The sequence below is a fragment of the Streptomyces sp. NPDC059900 genome (assembly GCF_050270335.1).
GTDB lineage: Bacteria > Actinomycetota > Actinomycetes > Streptomycetales > Streptomycetaceae > Streptomyces.
On record NZ_JBNNJZ010000022.1, the window covers coordinates 1 to 17,561 of the forward strand.

At 71.5% G+C, this 17,561-nt stretch carries 14 protein-coding genes; 8 read left to right on the top strand and 6 right to left on the bottom strand.

Annotated elements, in window-relative coordinates; all coding sequences use genetic code 11:
• Window positions 1-581, top strand: a 581-nt coding sequence (locus tag ACQKIP_RS06030; RefSeq protein WP_427742291.1) for a DUF1996 domain-containing protein, incomplete at its 5' end; no start/stop codon positions are given.
• 95 nt (window positions 582-676) lie between these two features.
• Entirely contained in the window at window positions 677-1,261 is a 585-nt protein-coding gene (locus ACQKIP_RS06035) for a DUF305 domain-containing protein (protein WP_365858384.1), read from the top strand.
• Window positions 1,262-1,551: 290 nt separating this feature from the next.
• On the opposite strand, the gene ACQKIP_RS06040 is transcribed toward ACQKIP_RS06035, so the two are convergent.
• Window positions 1,552-2,460 (bottom strand): LysR family transcriptional regulator, encoded by a 909-nt coding sequence (locus ACQKIP_RS06040; RefSeq protein ID WP_365858733.1) that lies wholly within the window; start codon window positions 2,458-2,460, stop codon window positions 1,552-1,554.
• Between the two features lie 135 nt (window positions 2,461-2,595).
• Here ACQKIP_RS06040 and ACQKIP_RS06045 point away from each other — a divergent pair, with 135 nt between their 5' ends.
• The 6 genes from ACQKIP_RS06045 (at window position 2,596) to ACQKIP_RS06070 (ending at window position 8,865) form a co-directional block, all read left to right on the top strand.
• Window positions 2,596-3,645 (top strand): fumarylacetoacetate hydrolase family protein, encoded by a 1,050-nt coding sequence (locus tag ACQKIP_RS06045; protein WP_365858382.1) that lies wholly within the window; start codon window positions 2,596-2,598, stop codon window positions 3,643-3,645.
• Between the two features lie 53 nt (window positions 3,646-3,698).
• Entirely contained in the window at window positions 3,699-4,655 is a 957-nt protein-coding gene (locus ACQKIP_RS06050; protein ID WP_365858731.1) for a cyclase family protein, read from the top strand.
• Window positions 4,656-4,743: 88 nt separating this feature from the next.
• A complete protein-coding gene (locus tag ACQKIP_RS06055; RefSeq protein ID WP_365858380.1) occupies window positions 4,744-5,886 on the top strand; it encodes an FAD-dependent monooxygenase in 1,143 nt (380 codons plus the stop codon).
• Complete coding sequence (locus tag ACQKIP_RS06060; RefSeq protein WP_365858378.1) at window positions 5,883-6,923, top strand: amidohydrolase family protein; 1,041 nt, start codon at window positions 5,883-5,885, stop codon at window positions 6,921-6,923. The genes ACQKIP_RS06055 and ACQKIP_RS06060 overlap by 4 nt, the downstream gene beginning before the upstream one ends.
• Window positions 6,924-6,927: 4 nt before the next feature.
• On the top strand, window positions 6,928-7,860 hold the full coding sequence (locus ACQKIP_RS06065; protein ID WP_365858376.1) for a VOC family protein: 933 nt from the start codon (window positions 6,928-6,930) through the stop codon (window positions 7,858-7,860).
• Between the two features lie 15 nt (window positions 7,861-7,875).
• Window positions 7,876-8,865, top strand: a complete 990-nt coding sequence (locus ACQKIP_RS06070) for a fumarylacetoacetate hydrolase family protein (protein WP_365858374.1) — start codon at window positions 7,876-7,878, stop codon at window positions 8,863-8,865.
• A gap of 40 nt (window positions 8,866-8,905) precedes the next feature.
• Here ACQKIP_RS06070 and ACQKIP_RS06075 read toward each other — a convergent pair whose 3' ends face one another.
• From ACQKIP_RS06075 to ACQKIP_RS06095, 5 genes are all read right to left on the bottom strand, one after another.
• Window positions 8,906-10,084 (bottom strand): spore photoproduct lyase family protein, encoded by a 1,179-nt coding sequence (locus ACQKIP_RS06075; RefSeq protein ID WP_365858372.1) that lies wholly within the window; start codon window positions 10,082-10,084, stop codon window positions 8,906-8,908.
• A gap of 35 nt (window positions 10,085-10,119) precedes the next feature.
• Window positions 10,120-11,601 (bottom strand): cryptochrome/photolyase family protein, encoded by a 1,482-nt coding sequence (locus ACQKIP_RS06080; RefSeq protein ID WP_365858729.1) that lies wholly within the window; start codon window positions 11,599-11,601, stop codon window positions 10,120-10,122.
• A 153-nt stretch (window positions 11,602-11,754) separates the two neighbouring features.
• Window positions 11,755-11,982, bottom strand: a complete 228-nt coding sequence (locus ACQKIP_RS06085) for a DUF2945 domain-containing protein (RefSeq protein ID WP_365858370.1) — start codon at window positions 11,980-11,982, stop codon at window positions 11,755-11,757.
• A 96-nt stretch (window positions 11,983-12,078) separates the two neighbouring features.
• Window positions 12,079-13,389 (bottom strand): TIGR02679 family protein, encoded by a 1,311-nt coding sequence (locus ACQKIP_RS06090; protein ID WP_365858368.1) that lies wholly within the window; start codon window positions 13,387-13,389, stop codon window positions 12,079-12,081.
• Window positions 13,380-17,540, bottom strand: coding sequence for a TIGR02680 family protein (locus ACQKIP_RS06095; RefSeq protein ID WP_365858366.1), 4,161 nt, complete (start codon window positions 17,538-17,540; stop codon window positions 13,380-13,382). Before ACQKIP_RS06095 ends, ACQKIP_RS06090 begins: the two co-directional genes overlap by 10 nt.
• Between the last annotated feature and the right edge of the window lie 21 nt (window positions 17,541-17,561).

The window sequence follows — 17,561 nt, forward strand, 5'->3', positions numbered from 1 at the left end:
ACACCGATCTCTCCGCCTACTGGGTGCCGACCCTGTACAAGGGCAACACCCCGGTCGAGCCGACCGGCACCACCTTCTACTACCTGGGCGAGGGGGTCAGGGACGACATCATCGCCAAGACGCAGCCCATCCCCCGAGGCCTGCGCATCGTGGCGGGCAACGCCAAGGCCACGGGGCCGAACGACAACACCATCTCCCGCTGGTCCTGCCTGCACCACGGCGAGGTCGGCTCCTCGCACGACTTCGTCAACTGCCCGGCGGGATCGATGCTGGAGTCCTACCTCGACTTCCCGCAGTGCTGGAACGGCAAGGACCTCGACTCCGCGGACCACAAGAGCCACATGTCCTACCCGGTGAACGGCGCCTGCCCCGGCACCCACCCGGTTCCGGTGCCCAAGCTCCGCCAGGTCCTGCGCTACCCCGTCAACGGCAACCCCGCCGACCTCCGGCTCGCCTCGGGGGCGGGGTACACGATGCACGGCGACTTCATCAACGTATGGCCCGAGGACGAGATGAAGCGCCGGGTGCGCGACTGCATCAACCCCATCATCAAGTGCGGCGCCGACGGGCGTCCCTCCTGACCCGCGCACCCCACCCCGCACTTGCGACCCCTCGCACCCCGTGCCCGGCCGGACTCCCCTCCGGCCGGGCACGGGCCCGCCCACCGGAAGCCCTCATGAAGCCGGCAACCGCCCTGCGCCTCGCTCCCGCACTCGCCTTCACCCTCGCCCTGCTGCTGACGGGCTGCTCGGAGCCGTCCGCCTCCTCCGCACCCACCGCCTCGTCCACGCCGCCGGTGTCGGTAAGCCCCTCCCTCCCCGGAGCCACCGCCACCGACACCGGCTGGATACAGCTGCTGATCCCTATGGACGATCAGGCAGAGGACGTACTCGAACTCGCCGCCGACCACGGCTCCTCACCGGACGTGGCGACCTGGGCGAAGAGCCTCGCCAAGGCGCACCGCTCCGAACTCGGCTCGCTGCGCACGCTGTTGCACCGCATGGGCCTGCCCGACACCAATGTGCACGAGGGACACGACATGCCCGGCATGGTGACAAAGAGCGATCTCGCCCGCGGCCGCCGGCTCTCCGGCGCCGCCTTCGACCGCTTCGTCCTCAAGGAGCTCCGCGACCACCTCGGCCACTCGCGACGCGTCTCGCGCTCCGCCGCCCGCTCGGCGGGCAGCGTCGAGATCCGGCGCCTGGCGGCCCGCATCGCCGACGCCCGCGCCGACCAGCTGAAAGCACTGCCCGTCCGGTGAGGCAAAAACCGCACAGGGTGCAACGCTTCGCACCAACTACGCGCGCGCCCGGACGGTGGAACGGCGGCGGAGTAGCGTCGTGACTGCGCGATCGGAGCGGCTGGTTGACGGCGGCCGCCGCGCACCGGGCGGCGACGGCCGGCCGGAGCGCGAGGAACTGGGCTCCCCTCGTCGCTTCCTCGCGTAGGCCCTTCCGGGGTGAGATGCGGGATTTCCCACCGCGAAGGGCTCTGGCGGGAGCCGCCTCGTCGGTGATGCGGCTCCTGCCTGCACGCAGGGAGCGCGATGCCTCATGCCGCCGCGATCCGGGCGCCGACCTCGGCCGCCGTCTCGCGCAGCCAGATGTGCGCCGCGTCGTGCGTGTGCACCGGATGCCACCACAGGGCCTCCCGCAGCGGAACCGCCTCGTACGGCGGTTCGATGACCCGCACCGGGGTGACCGGTGCGAGCAGCCGGGCGAGCCGCTCCTGGACCAGGGCGATCCGGCGCGTTCCGGCGACCAGGAGCGGCAGCGTCTGGAAGCTGTCCACGGAGACCTCCGCGCGGGGCTCGATGCCGAGCATGCCCAATTGCCGTACGGCGGGGGCGTCGTAGGTGCGCTGGTAGGTCACCCAGGGCAGCCGGGCCAGGTCGTCGCGGGTGAGACGGTCGCCGACGTCGGGGTGGTCGTCGGCGACGAGGAAGACCCACCGGTCCTCGTAGAGGTCGGTGGCGGGGAAGTCGCTGACGATGCCGTGCGGCATGAGCAGCCCGTCGGCGGCGCTGAGCAGTACGCCCGTGTCGTCGACCACGGTGGTCGGGGTCTGGGTGAACCGCAGGCGGATGCCGGGGGCCGATTCGTGCACCGTACGGGCGAGTTCGGCGCCGAAGACGGCGACGGCGTAGTCGGACGCGAGGAGCCTGAACTCCCGCTGTTCGTGGGCCGGATCGAAGGTGGCCTGGCTGCTGAAGAGGCGGTCCAGGAGGTCGTAGACGGTGGAGGTGCGGTCGAGGAGGACCTGGCCGAGCGCCGTCAATGAGTAGTGGCCGCCGTTCCTGGCGAGCAGGTCGTCGTCGAAGTGACGGCGCAGCCTGGCCAGGGCCGCGCTCATGGCGGGCTGGCTGAGCCCGACCCGCTCCCCGGCGCGGGTCACGTTGCGCTCTTCGAGCAGGGCACGCAGCGCGACGACGAGGTTGAGGTCGAGGCGGGCCAGATTCATGGCGGTTCCCGGTGTCTGTGGCATGGCTGTCCAGCCACCATAAACGCGGTGGATTCCGAGTATCCACAGAATCGATTTCCCTGATCCATGGCGCCGGGTCCAGATTGGTCTCACCGCAATCAGGAGGACTCGTTCGTGAAAGCCGAACCCGCATCCGCGCCATTCGCCGGGCCTTTCGCCCTCGGCACCCTCTCCGCCCTCTCCGCTCCCGGCGCCCTCTCCGCTCCCGGCGCCCTCGCCGCCCCGGATCAGTCGGTCCCCGCGGAGTTCCCCGCCCTCGTCACTCCCGACGGAGAGGCGATCGACGTGCGCGCGGCTTTCGGCGAGCCCGCGCTGACCACGCGCGGACTCCTCGACCGCTGGGAGGAGTTCCTGCCCCGGCTGCGTGCGCTTGCCGCCGAAGGCGGCGCCCCACGTCGGCCGCTCGCGGAGTTCCGCGTGCACGCGCCGGTCGAACCGCGGCAGGTCTTCCAGTCCGGCGCCAACTACCGCAAGCACGTCATCGACCTGCACGTCGCACACCGCGCTCCGGCGGACGAGCGATCCGACGAGGAGCGGCGCGAGGAGGCCGCCGCGCTGATGGACCGGCGGGCGGCCGATGACCTGCCGTACGTGTTCATCGGGCTGCCGAGCGCGATCACGGGTCCGTACGACGATGTGGTCCTGCCCGCGTGGGCCGGACAACCGGACTGGGAACTGGAGTTGGCTGCGGTCATCGGCAAGGCCGCCCATCGGGTGCCGGTGAGCGAGGCGCTGGAGTACGTCGCCGGATACACGATCGCCAACGATCTCACCGACCGGGCCGCCGTGTTCCGCGGGGACATGCCGCAGATCGGCACCGACTGGCTGCGCAGCAAGAACGCGCCCGGATTCACCCCGCTCGGCCCGTGGATCGTGCCCGCCTCGTCGATTGCCGAGCCCCGCGATCTGCGGATCACCCTGAAGCTCAACGGCGAGACCATGCAGGACGATTCCACCAAGGACATGATCTTCGACGTCGCACGCATGGTCTCCTACGCCTCGCAGACGGCCCGACTCCTGCCCGGTGACCTGGTGTTGACGGGTTCCCCGGCCGGTAACGGCATGCACTGGGGCCGCCTGCTGCGCGACGGCGACGTCATGGACGGCTCTGTCACCGGCCTCGGTGCCCAGCGCACCCGATGTGTGGCGGAGGAGACGCCGTGACACCTCAGCCGGACCGCACCGACCCGGACCGCCCTGCCCCGGACCGCACCGACTTGGACCGCACCGACCCGGAAGCCTCCATCGCACGCGCCGCCGAGGCGTATTCGAACTGGGGCCGCTGGGGCGCGGACGACGTGCTGGGCACCCTCAACTTCCTCGGCGAGGCCAAGCGCCGCGAAGGTGCCGCGCTCGTGCGCAGAGGCGCCAGCTTCTCGCTGTCGCAGCGGTTCGACATGGAGGGACCGCAGAAGGGCTGGCGGCGCCGCACCAACCCGGTGCACACCATGCTGGACACCGGGACCGACGCGGCGCTCGGCAACCAGGGCTTCCCGCACGGTCTGGGCGGCGCGGACGACGTCATAGCCATGCCGTTGCAGTGCTCCACGCAGTGGGACGGGCTCGGGCACATCTTCGACCACGGCAAGGCCTGGAACGGCCGGCCCGCCGAGCAGGTCGTGACCTCCGAAGGCGACCTGGTCACCGGGGTCGAGCACATGGCCCCGCACATCGCCGGGCGCGGCGTCCTGCTCGACGTGGGCCGCGTGGTGGGCGAGGGAGGCGAGTTGCCCGACGCCTTCGCCGTCACCGAGGAGCATCTGGCCCTGGCCGCCGAGGCGCACGGCGTGACGGTCGGCCGCGGTGACCTCGTCGTCGTGCGTACCGGACAGCTGAGCCGGGCCCGGCGCGAGGGCTGGGGCGACTACGCGGGCGGTCCCGCGCCGGGCCTGTCCTTCACCACCGCGGGGTGGCTGCACCGTACGGAGATCGCCGCGATCGCCACCGACACCTGGGGCTTCGAGGTCCGCCCGAACGAGTTCGAGCACGCCTTCCAGCCGCTCCACCAGGTCGTCATCCCCAACATGGGGCTGATCGTCGGCGAGATGTGGGACCTGGACGCGCTGGCCGCCGACTGTGCGACCGACGGCGTGTACGAGTTCTGGCTGACGGCCGCTCCCCTGCCCGTCACCGGCGCCGTCGGCTCCCCGGTCAACCCGATCGCCGTCAAGTGAACCCGGTCGCCGTCAAGTGAATCCCGTCGCGGTCAAGTGATCCTGCCGCGGTCAAGCAGCAGGCAAGCGGAGCAAGGAGTTTCCCTCAATGACCACAAACCCCCGTTCGGTTCTCGTCATCGGCGGCGGCGCCGCGGGCAACGCGGCCACGATCCTGCTGCGCCGGGCAGGCATCGCCGTGGACCTGATCGAGGCCAAGGACGACTGGAACGCCACCGCGGGATCGGGCATCACCCTCCAGGGCAACGCGCTGCGCGTCCTGCGTGAACTCGGCGTGTGGGAGCAGGTGCGGGACTCCGGGCACGGCTTCGGAGCGGTCGGCATCACCGCACCCGACGGCACGGTCCTGCACGTCGCCGAGGACGTCCGCACCGGCGGCGACGACCTGCCCGCGACCGTCGGCATCCAGCGCCCGCGGCTCCAGCAGATCCTCGTCGACGCCGTCCGCGCATCGGGGGCCACCGTGCGCCTGGGCACCCGCGCGACGTCCCTGGACCAGGACCCCGAAGGCGTGACGGCGGGGTTCAGCGACGGCACGACCGGCCGCTACGACCTGGTGATCGCCGCAGACGGCGTCGGCTCGGCCACCCGCGCCGCGATCGGCATCGCCGCCGGGCCCGAGCCCACCGGCATGGCCATCTGGCGCATCGCGGCGCCGCGCCCCGAAGGCGTCGTCCGGGCGGACCTGGCCTACGGCGGCCGGGCCTACATCGCGGGCTACTGCCCCACCGGCGACGCCACGCTCTACGCGTTCCTCGTCGAGGCCGCCCGGGACCGCGCCTCGATACCCGTCGAGTCGTACGCCGACGAAATGCGGTCCCTCGCGCGGCATTACGGCGGCTTCTGGCCGGAGATCACCGCGCACATCACGGACCCGGCGAAGGTCAACTACACGTGGTTCGACCGCATGCTGGTGGAGGGTTCCTGGCACCGCGGACGGGTGGTCCTGGCGGGCGACGCGGCCCACTGCTGCCCGCCCACCCTCGCGCAGGGTGCGGCGCTCTCACTGGAGGACGCACTCGTCCTCTCCGAGCTCCTGACCGGCACGGAGAAGGCCGCGGAGTGGGACGACGCCCTGCTCCAGGCTTACTACGAGCGACGCGTCCGGCGGGTGCGGCCCGTCGTGGAGGCCTCCGTGCAGATAGGCCGGTGGCAGCTCGACGGGGTACGCGACGCCGACGTGCCGGGCCTGATGGGCCGCACGATGGCCCTGCTCAAGGAGCGCCCGTGAGCCGCCCGGCCACCGCCACCGTGACTTCCGCCGTGATTCCCACCGTGGACGTGCACGCCCATGTCCTGCTCCCCGAAATCGAGGCGCTCGTGGCGGGGCTGCCCGGCCACGCGGAGGCGAAAGCCCTGGACGCCCGGCGCAACGGCCCCGCAGCCCTCGCCGTCAGCGGTCCCATGGTGCGCGAGCGCATCCCCCGGCTCACCGACGCCTCCGTGCGCCTTGCCGCGATGGACGCCATGGGTGTCGACGTACAACTGATCAGCCCGTCTCCTTCGCACTACCACTACTGGGCCGGCGAAGACACGGCCGAGAAGGTGTACCGACTGGCCAACGAGGCAACGGCGGCGCACTGTTCGGCCGCTCCCGACCGCCTCAAGGGCCTCGGCCTCGTGCCGCTCCAGCATCCGGAGCAGGCGGTCGATGCTCTCGAACACGCCTTGTGCCAGGGACTGTTGGGGGTGGAGATGTCCAGTCACGCTCCGGGGCGCGAACTGTCCGATCCTGCCTACGAACCGCTCTGGGCGCGGGCCGCGGAGACAGGCGCCCTCCTCTTCCTGCATCCCTTCGGCTGCACGCTCGACGAGCGCCTCGACCGCTGGTACCTGTCCAACACCGTCGGGCAGCCCGCCGAGAACGCCGTCGCACTCTCCCACCTCATCTTCTCCGGTGTCCTCGACCGCCACCCGCGGCTACGTCTGGTGGCCGCGCACGGAGGCGGCTATCTGCCCACGCACATCGGCCGCTCCGACCACGCCTGGTCGACCCGCGCCGACGCGAGCACATCCTGCGCCCACCCGCCCAGCAGCTACCTCAAGCGGATCTACTTCGACTCACTGGTCCACGACCCCTACGTACTCGGGGAGTTGATCCGGACTGCCGGTGCGGACCGGGTGCTCCTCGGCTCGGACTTCCCCTTCGACATGGGGGCCGACGACCCGGTCGGCGCGTTGCGCACCGCGCGCCTGACCGATCCCGAATTCGACGCGGTACGCGGCGCCAATGCCGCCGCCCTCCTGCGACTCCAGCGAACGGACTGACACCATGCGCCTGCTCACCCACCTCAGGCACGTCGACCTCGCCGTCCCCGACTACGACAAGCAGCTCGACTTCTACTCCGGCGTCTGGGGCCTGGCCAAGGTCGCCGAGGACTCCGGCATCTCCTTCCTGGCGGCGGAGGGATCGCCCGAGCAGTACGTCGTGCGCCTGCGCAAGGCCGACGAGAAGCGGCTCGACCTCGTGTCGTACGGCGCGGCGAGCAGGGCGGACGTCGACACGCTCGCCGAGGAACTACTGGCCGGTGACGTGCAGTTGATCACGCGGCCCGGCACGGTCGACACCCCCGGAGGGGGCTACGGCTTCCGCTTCTTCGACGTCGACGGCCGCACCATCGAGGTCTCCGCGGACGTCGGGGTCCGGCGGCACCGCAGGATCGAGGCGAAGGAGTCGATCCCGGTCAAGCTGTCGCACGTGGTCCTCAACTCCCCCGACCTGAACCGGACCAGGGAGTGGTACGAACGCCACCTCGGCTTCGCCCTCTCCGACACCCTGAGCTCGCCCCGCATGGGCGAGGTCATGCACTTCATGCGGATCAGCAACCAGCACCACTCCATGGCCATCGCGCAGGGCCCGCACACCGCCCTGCACCACGTCTCCTTCGAGATGCGCGGCATCGACGAGTACATGCGCGGCTCGGGCCGGGTCATGCGCGCCGGATTCCGGAAGATCTGGGGCCCCGGCCGGCACATGGCGGGCGACAACACCTTCACGTACTTCCTGGACCCGCACGGCAACACCGTCGAGTACACGACGGAGCTCGAAGAGCTGGACGAGGACACCTGGCACCCGCACGTCTACGACTTCTCCGAGCCCGAGGTCACCGACCAGTGGGGCACCGCCAACCCGATGAACGAACTCATCGCCGAAGAGTCGTTCAACGACCCCGACCGGGGCGTGTTCGTCGCCCCGCCGGTCTGAGAGGCGATATCCGGCATGCGTTTCGCCACGTACGAACACCAGGGCGCCGCCGCCCGCGTCGGGGTGATCGACGAGTCCGGCACCCTCCACCCCGTGCCCGGCGCGGACTCGCTCACCCTGACCGGGCTGATCAACGCCACGGCCGGTCTGCCGGCCCTGCTCGACGCGGGCGCCGCCGCGCTGGAGGCACGTCCGGGGCCGCACGTATCCCGGGTACGGCTGCTCCCGCCGCTCCGGCCCTCCTCCATCCGGGACTTCGTCACCTTCGAGGAGCACGTCGAGGGTGTGCGCCGCTCCGTGGACGGCGCGAGCGGGGTGCCCGAGCAGTGGTACGCGGCGCCGACCTTCTACTTCACCAACCCCCACGCGGTCTTCGGGCCGCACGACGACATCCCGATGCCTCCCGGCTCGACCGTCCTGGACTACGAACTGGAGATCGCGGCGGTCATCGGCCGCGAGGGCCGCGACCTCACCCCGGCGCAGGCCCGCGACCACATCGTCGGCTACACCGTCTTCAACGACTGGTCCGCCCGCGATCTCCAGTCCGCGGAGATGAAGGTCGGCCTCGGCCCGTGCAAGGGCAAGGACGCCGCGTCGACGCTGGGCCCCTGCCTCGTCACGGCCGACGAGCTGGAGCGGTACCGCGACGCGGAGGGCTTCCTGCGCCTGGCCCTGACGGCCGAGGTCAACGGCAGGGTGATCGGCAAGGACCTCCTGTCCAACATGAGCTGGACCTTCGAGGAGATGACCGCGTACGCCTCCCGCGGCACGGCCGTCCGCCCCGGCGACGTCCTCGGCTCGGGCACCTGCGGCAACGGCGGCTGCCTTGCGGAACTGTGGGGCGTACGGGGCGAGCAGTCCCCGCCCCCGCTGCGGCCCGGAGACACGGTCACCCTCACGGCCGAGGGAATCGGCACACTGACCAACACGGTGGTGCCCGGGGTGCCGGGCGCTGTCCCGCACGCCGTTCCCCGTGCGCGCCGCCGTGACCGGGAGCGGCCGTGACCGGGAGCGTCCGTGCTCCGGGCTCTCCGTGGCTGCGGGCTCAGAACGCGTACCGGACCCGCAGCCACGGCGCGTGTGCCGCGAGGATCTGCTGGATGCGGGCCAGGGACTGCTGCTTGATCTCCAGGGAGTAGCGCACGTTGAGGGCGCCGTTCTGCGAGCGCTTGGTCTCCTGGGCCTCCGGCTGCCACAGCACGTCTTCGGCGCGCGGGTGCCAGCCCAGGTTGACCTCGTGCAGTGCCTGGTTGTGGGTCAGCATGATGACCTCGGCCGCCGCCTGCGCCTTCACGCGCGCGGGCAGGACGTCGTCGAGGTGGGTGAGCAGGTCGGCCCAGTCCCGCTGCCAGCCCGGGCGCAGGACGACGGGCGAGAGGTTGAAGTGGACCTCGTATCCCGCGTCGAGGAAATCGGCGGCCGCGGCGATCCGCTCGTCGACCGGGCTGGTGCGGATGTCGAGGAGGCGGGCGTCGTCGGGCGGCATGACGGAGAAACGCACCCGGGTACGCCCCTGCGGGTCGAGCGCGAGCAGATCGGGGTTGACGAACTTGGTCGCGAAGGAGGCCTTCGCCGTCGGGAGGCCGCGGAACGCCGCGATGAGATCGGCCGTGTTGTCGCAGACCAGAGCGTCGACGGAGCAGTCGCCGTTCTCGCCGATGTCATAGACCCAGGCCCGCGGATCGCACTGGTTGGGTTCCGGCTTGGGGCCGTGGGTCCGTACGTGGCGCCGGACGTGGGCCACGATCGCCTCGATGTTGGTGAACAGCGTGATGGGGTTGGCGAAGCCCTTGCGGCGCGGGACGTAGCAGTAGGCGCAGGCCATGGCGCAGCCATTGGAGGGGCCGGGCGCGATCCAGTCGGCCGATCTGCCGTTGGGGCGGGTGGCGAGCGTGTGCTTGACGCCGAGGACGAGCGTCTCGGTCTTGATGCGGACCCACCGGGCGATGTTGCCGTCGTTGCCGTGCAGGGCGGGGATGTTCCAGTGACTGGGGACCTCGGTCACGCGGGCGTCCGGCAGCCGGGCCATGATCTGCTGGCCGCGCGGTGAGTCGAGGGCGGCGGGCTCGGCGTAGACCTCGCGCACGTCGAGCATTCTGCGCGCCTGCGGGCTGTCGCGGAACGCCTGCTGAGGGGTGTGCCCCGGCTGCGGGGTGTGCCCCGGCTCGGTGTCCGCCCACCCGAAGAGCGGTTGCTGCTCGGGCTCCTCCGCCGCCTTGCCCACGTGCTGATCCTCTCCCGGGTCTTCTCGTCCTGCCGTCAGTCCCGGCGGGCACGCTCCTGCTCGAGCAGTTCATCCAGATCGCGGAGGCGGTCGAGTCCCCGCACGGCCTGCGACATCCGAGCATTGTGCTCGAACCGGTCGCGGTGGCGGTGCAGCAGATTCCAGTACCCGGCGGTGAAGGGGCAGGCGTCCTCGCCGACCCGTACGGACGGCTTGTACCGGCAGGGCTTGCAGAGATCGCTCATCCGGTCGATGTAGGCGCCGCCCGACGTGTACGGCTTGGTGGTCATGCGGCCCCCGTCCGCGTACTGCGACATGCCCACCACGTTCGGCACCATGACCCAGTCGTAGCCGTCGACGAAGCTGCGGTGGAACCAGTCGGTGACGGCCCCGGGCTCCCACCCGCGTTGCAGGGCGAAGCTGCCCAGGATCATCAGGCGCGGAATGTGATGCGTCCAGCCCGTCCCGCGGACCTGCTCCAGGACGTGGGTCAGACAGTTCGCGTCGGTGCCGTCCGGCGACAACTCCGTGAACCAGTCGGGCAGTTGCGCACGATGGCGCAGGGTGTTGCTCGTGCGGTACTCGGTGCCGAAGTACCAGTAGACGTGCCATACGAACTCGCGCCAGCCGGCGATCTGCCGGACGAAACCCTCAGCGCTGTTGAGCGGCACGTCGCCCGACCGCCAGCGCGCCTCGGCCCGTTCGACGCATTCGGCGGGGTCGAGCAGGCCGAGGTTGAGCGACGAGGAGAGCAGGCTGTGGCTCATCGTCTTGTCCTTGGCCAGGACCGCGTCCTCGTACGCCCCGAACGTGGCGAGCCGGTGTTCGACGAAGCGCTTGAGCGCGGCGAGTGCCTCGCGGCGCGTGGCGGGGAACTGACGAGGCCCGTCCTCGCCGACGAACTCGACGTCCCCGTCACGCGCCCAGCGGTCGAGGTCGGCGCGGACCTCGGCGTCGATGTCGCTTTCGCGGGGGTGGTAGGGCGCCGGAACGCCCAGGTCGGTGGCGTCTTTGGGCGGGGGCTCCCGGTTGTCGTGGTCCAGGTTCCACTTGCCGCCGACGGGCCGGTCGCCCTCCATCAGGAGGTCGTGCGTCTGGCGGACCCAGCGGTAGAAGTCCTCCTGCCGCAGGCTCTTGGTGCCGCGGCCGTCCGCCCAGGTCTTGAACTCGTCGTGCGTCACGAGAAAGCCGCGTGCGGGCAGTACGCGTACGGAGGGCAGCGCGTCCACGAAGGCGCGGGCGGCGTGGGACGTCGGGTGGTGCACGGTGACGGGGGTGTCCTCCCCCACCGCCTGGCGCAGGCCCTCCCGGTAGGTGTCCGCCTTGACGTACCGCACACGGTCACCGAGTTCGGCGGCACGGTGACGCATCGCCGAGAGGATGAGGTGAGCCTTGGCCCGGTGGAAGCGCCGCCGCCGGAAGACGCTGCGGGCCTCGATCATCAGGAGCGGCGCGTCACGGTGCGGGCCGCCGCGCGCCGGATCGACGAAATGGGGGCCGAGCTGGTCGCCGAACAGCCAGTGGGGGGTGGGGGAGCCGGAATCCTCCGCCTTCTCGGCCTTCTCGTCCTTCTGATCCTTGTCCGCAGTCACCCCACCGATGAAAGCGCACGACGGCACGGGCGGCGCGCGGCACACGCCGGGTCTACTCGGCCGGGTCGTGGCCCCGGTTCATGAGCCGCTCTTCCTCTTGCGCAGGGACTCCGGCTTGTGGACGGCGTCGCGGCCGGACTTGTCGCTCGTGACCTCGTACTGCGGTTCGTCCTTCGAGGCGTCGACGGTCCGTCCCGCCGCCTCGGTGCGTTCCGTGATCTTCTTCTTCACTTTCCCCGGAACGCTCTGCCCGTGGCTGCTCCAGGACACCTGGTCACCCTTGCTGAGCTTCTTTCCCTTGGCCACGACCCGCACGCTCCTTGGTTCCGGCCCCCCGGTGGACGACGTTCTTCACTCTTCCGCCGTTCAGGTCTGCGCGCATTCCGACGGGCGCGAACGCCTCTACCGGGATCTCGGTTCAAGGTCCGCGAGCAGGTCGTCCAGTACCGCCTCCTCTTCGACCCGGACACCGCCCTCGGCAAGAGCCACGGCCAGGGCTGGATCCCACGCGGTCGCCGCGGGTCGGCCCGTCAGTTTCGGGGATTCACCCATCCTGGCCACCGCCGCTCGGTAGCAGGCGGCCGTGAAGCGCCACGGCTGCCATGGCACGCACCGCCCCAGTGCCGTGGCAATGCGCACACCACCCCAATCGAAGTCACCGTGGTAGAGGAAACCAGCTCCCTGCGCGGACAGGTCGCGCAGCAAGGTGAGGGCTGCAGCCGATGGCTGCCCCTGCAGGCACACCATGGGCGGACAGGCCGAGCCGAAGGTGTCAGCGGCGGCGGCCAGGACGCCCGGGTTCTCGCAGACGTACACAGTTCCTGTCGCCGGGACGGCGGCGCACTGCGTATGGCGGGCCAGCGACCGAAGCGTCAGGACCACGGGCTCACCTGCATCGGCCATAGAGTCGAGGGCTGGATGGCCGCGCAGGTTGAGGGTGAGGACGGTCGATGACAGGTCGTCCTTGAGCAGACCGGCCGAGGCCCATGCCTCGCGCCGCCACTGGGCACCGGCGCCGTCGGGGAAGCCGGTGAGGGAACGCAGCCCGGAGAGTACGAGCGTGGCGAGCGGTGTCCCCTCGTCCAGGGCGTGGGCTCCCGGCAGATGCCGTGCCGCGAACGTCGCCCGCGAGGTCGGTGGCGACACCGGCAGCTCACGCAGCGCACGGACAGCAGCCTCCACCAGGGGGCCGGCTGCTTCCGGTGTGCGGGCGAGGCGTCGTACAAGACCGTCCCTCCGGATCCGCTCGGCCCAGTGGGCCAGCTCGGAGTCGAGGGTGGCGAGTGGGGCATACGCCTCCTCCCAGGCCCGTTCCTCCCTGTCCCGCGTCTGCTCGTGCGGTGTGACGGGGCCGGTGAGGGCCACTACGGCAGATGCCAGTCCGCCGGGACTGACTCCGGACCGGCGCAGGATCGCGTCCACTTTTTCTAGTCGCACGCTCAGGGAAACGCCTGCTTGCGGCGCCCGTCCCAGCAAGCGCTCGACGGCGCGGCGCTGGGTCTCATCGGGGGCGGACAAGGTGACGGTCCCGGTCAGCGGCCGACCGCCTGCCATCCGCTGCCGGGTGCGGTCGACGAGCCAGGCCAGGCCGGTGTCACCGAGCAGACGGCCCAAACGTTCGGCGTCGACACCCGCGCTCTCTGCGCCCGGTGGTGGCGCGGATGCCACCTGGTCCGTGGTGACGGCCGGAGTCGTCGGGGGGTTCACGTCCACAGGGACTCCTGCTCGCCGTTGCCGCCGGCACCGCCATCGCCGCCGTCGCTCCGTTGGGCCACTCTCGTCGTAGCCACCCCTACGGCGGGCTCCGCACCGCGCCGTCGGTCACTGCCGTCCCACTCCCACCTCGTCACCAGCACGGCGGCGATGTCGTCGACACGGGAGAGCTGGGCGATGGCGACACCCGGCACCTGGGGATAGCAGGCCCATTCCCGTTCGCTGGTCATGACGACGTCGAGGTCGAATGCGCGCAGCAAGCCCAGGCACTTGGCGCGCGAGTCGTCGTCGACGCCCGCGAACGCCTCATCCAGAGTGACCAGGCGCGGCGCATGGGCGCCGCCCGCGCTCGCGTAATGGGAGGAAGCGGCGGCAAACAGGGGCACGGACGCTGCCAGCACGCGTTCACCGCCCGAGGCGGGCCCGGTGGCCGGTACCCACTTGCCGTGCTGATGGCGTTCTACGCCGAACTCGTGCCAGGCCCGGTAGTCCAGAGCGGCGGTCAGGTCCTCCAACCAGCTGCCGGCGTTCTCGTCGGCCTGCCTGCGGGCGATCTGCTCCTGGAGGAACGCACCGACCGCGGCCCGGTCCTCGGGCGTCCACGCGTCGGCTGACTGGCGCAGCCGTTCGCGGGCCTGTGCCAGTCCCTGCGGGGCCCGGCGGGACGCCCGCCACACCAGGCGCAGCTTCATGCCCGTCGAGGTCGGGCGCTCCTCCAGTTCCCTGTTCATCGCGCCCACCTGCCGTTCGGCAGCCCCGATCAGCTCCTGGAGCGTCCCGGCGACCTCGGTGATCAGATGTGTCTGAAGGATCTCGCGCTCGCGTGCGGAGAGGATGCGGGTCAGTTCGGCGACCTCGACGGCCAGAGCCTCGGCGAGTTCGGGCACGGCCCGCTCGCGGCCCTGGTAGACGATGTCGACCCGCATGCCGTCCTCACTCGGGCGGGCGGTGGCGGTGTGGCCGTGCCGCGACAGCGCGTCCTGGAGCCTGCCGAACTCCTCGCTCAGCCGCTTCTGCACACGCTCCCAGGCCGCGTCCGAGTCGTCGACCGAGGAGAGCCGGGACTCGACGGCGCGGGCGAGAGCGACCGCCGGGGTGGCCGCCCATGTCCCTGTGTCGTCGTCCGGTACGGCGATGTCGGGCAGCGCGACGGCGAGCAGCCCCGTCGAGGCGAACCGCTGGAGTGCCGCGACGGCCTCCTCGCGCGCGGCGGTCGCGTCGGTGACGTCCTCGGCGAGCCGCTCGATGTGCCCCTCCGCACGACTGGCCCGCCGGTCGGCGTCACCGAAATCCGCCTGGACCTGGTGCTGTTGCCGCTCGCAGTCGTGCGCGGCCGCGGCTGTCTCTTCCAGCCGGCGCTGGAGTTCGGCGACGGCCGCTCCGACGGTGGAGCGGAGTGTCGTGAGGTGTTCGTCCGCCGCCGCGGCCGCCCGTGCGGCCTTTGTCGCGCGCCCCGCGAGTTCGGACACGAGGTCTTCGGCCCGGCGGGTTTCCAGCTGCTCGCCGGTAACCGCCCGACCGGCGTCGGCGCGTTCACGCAGCGCGGGCCACAGCGCCGCCAGGAGAGCCGTGTGATCGGCGAGCGCCTGGCGCACTGAGCTGAGTCCCGCCGTCTCGGTGGGTAGGTTCAGGGCATCCGCGGTCTCGTCGAGTTCGGCCCTCGTACGGTCGGCTTGTTCCGCCGCCCGGGCCAGGCTCGCGGCCCACTCCTCCTGGCGGATGCGGGCCCGGTGGGCAGCGTCGGCCGCGGCGACGACGCGCGCGTGGGCGTGACGCAGGTCGTCGTCGCCCGGCACCGCGGCGAGTTCGGCGTCGAGCACGGCACGACGCGCGTCCACGGCACGGGTCTCCTCGGCCAGTCGATCCCGTTCATGCACCAACGCGGCCAATTCGGCGTGCAGTTCGCTGATGCGGGCGCGGCGCGCCTGCTCGCGTGCTCCCGCACCCACGTACTGGGCACTGCTCTTGGCCCAGCTTCCGGTGAGCGCTCCGACCCGGAAACGCCCGTCGGGGCAGACCCAGGTGTCGCGCCCGTCTGCTTCCCGGGAGGTCTCCTCGGTCCGCTGGCCGTCCCTTGCGATCAGCCCGATCGTGGCGAGCAGACGCGCAACCGTCTCCTCCCCCACCGCGGCGGCCCCGACGTCCGCGGGGTTCACCGCCGGGCACAGGGCACGGTCGAGCCCGGCTCCGCCGAGCAGCCCGACCGGGTCGAGCAGCACGTCGTGGCCGTCCGCCGAGACCGCGGAGCCGTCCGGCCGTACCCAGGCGTCGAGGAGCCCCGACGCCTCCAGCGCCGCTTCCAGCCCCGCGCGGTCGGCCTCGGTGACGATCGGGCGGAAGTCGACGAGCCGCCACAACGGAGCGCCGAGAGCCCGGCTCCGTACGTCGGGCGTGCGCGTGTACGGCGTCGAGGGGCCGCGCTCCCCGCCCCTTTCGAGAACGGTCAGCTCCTCGGCGGCCAGTCTCTGCCGTTCCGCCCTCGCCGCCTCGCGGTGGGCCACTGCGGCCGCCCGGTCGGCCAGGAGGGAGGCGGCGGTGCGATGCGTCTCGGCCGCCGCCGTACGTGCGGGCAGCGGGCCGTCCACTGAGCTCACCCAGTCCTGCACCGCGTCGAGAATCCCCGGCAGCCCCGGCACCCGCAGCTCCACGCACCCGGAGAGGTGCTCCCGCACGGCCATGAGCAGGGCCTGCCCGACTCCGGCGACCTCCTCCCGCGCCTCGGCCAGCCTCTCCCCGCTGTGGACGGCTTCCTCGTCGGCCTCGTCGGCACGCCGGCGGGCTGCCCTGCGCTGCTCCTCGGCCCGCTCGGCCCGCGTACCGAGTTCCGCCACATGTTCTACGGCGCGTCGCCTGCCCGCCGTCGCTTCTTCCGCCTCCCGTCGCAGGACGGCGTCAGGAGCACCCTGTGTCCGGGGGACGTCGAGCCGGGCCGTCGCGGCGCTCTCCGCCACTTGTGCCCGGATATCGTCCAGGGCTTCCTGCGCCGCCGTGAGCCGGTTGTCCGCCGTGGCGAGACGTCCCAGCGCGCGGGTGTGTGCCTCGGCCGCCGTCTGCCGGTCCGTCTCGGCGCGGGTCAGTTCCCCGGCCGTACGGAACGCGTCGGCCGCCGCTTGGTCGAGCGCGCGGGCGTCGCGCATCTCGGGTCCGGATCGCAACGCGGCTTCCTGTGCGGCCAGCCGCGCGGCCCGATCGTCGAGCGCGGCACCTCGCGCGCGGGCCTCCTCGCGGTCCGTCCCGGCTTGGTCGCGGTCCGCCTGGGCCTTGAGGAGTTCCCGCTGGAGATGTTCGTAGCGGGCGTGTTCGCGGCGGGGCAGGCGGGCGCGGCGCCGGGAGGCGAGGCCGGCGTAGCGCCGGTAGTGGTCGAGGAACGCGGAGGAAGCCTGCTCCGCCTCGCGGGCTGCCCGCAGTTCCTCCTTCTCCTCGTCCAGCGACCTGAACGCTTCCGCCGCGTCGGCGACGACCGCCTGGTCCATCGGCGCCAGCGCCTCGGTGAGCGCGCGGGAGAGGGCAGCTTCGCTGGGTCGCTTGGACAGTTGGGGCTGGCGCAGCTGGATCAGAAGGTCGACGAGGGCGCCGTAACGCCGTTCCCCGAGTCCGAAGAGTGCTTCGTCGACTGCTCTGCGGTAGGTCTTCGCGGTGTCGTGGACCATGCCGTGATGGCCGATGGCCTCCGCGAGCCGGTCTCTGGACAGCGCCGTTCCGGTCGCATCCAGCAGGTGGAGGTCGGCGCCGATGCGCTGGTCCGTCACCGCGAACCAGTGGCGGGCGATGCCACGCCCGGCGACCGCCTTCAATCCGCACAACAGGGTGCGGAAATGTGCCTCGCCCGTGGTGTCGTCGAACCGTCCGAACTCGATCCAGGTGTAGCCGAGCCGCTCCGGGTGCGGGTGCTCGCCGCCGAGAAGCAGATTCCACTCCATCCGCTTGCCGGGGTCGCCGTCGGGTTCGACGCGGCGGGCGGAGAGGTCGCCGTCCAGCAGGAACGGCAGGGTGAGGGCGAGCACCTTCGACTTGCCGGTGCCGTTGTTGCCGCGCAGCAGCAGTCGGCCGTCGCGGAACCAGAATTCCTCGACGTCGTAGTGGAACAGGTCGACGAGCCCGATACGCAGGGGCCGCCACCGGCCCGGCACGGGTCGGGGCAACGCGGTCACGGCGTGATCCACCTTTCGTCC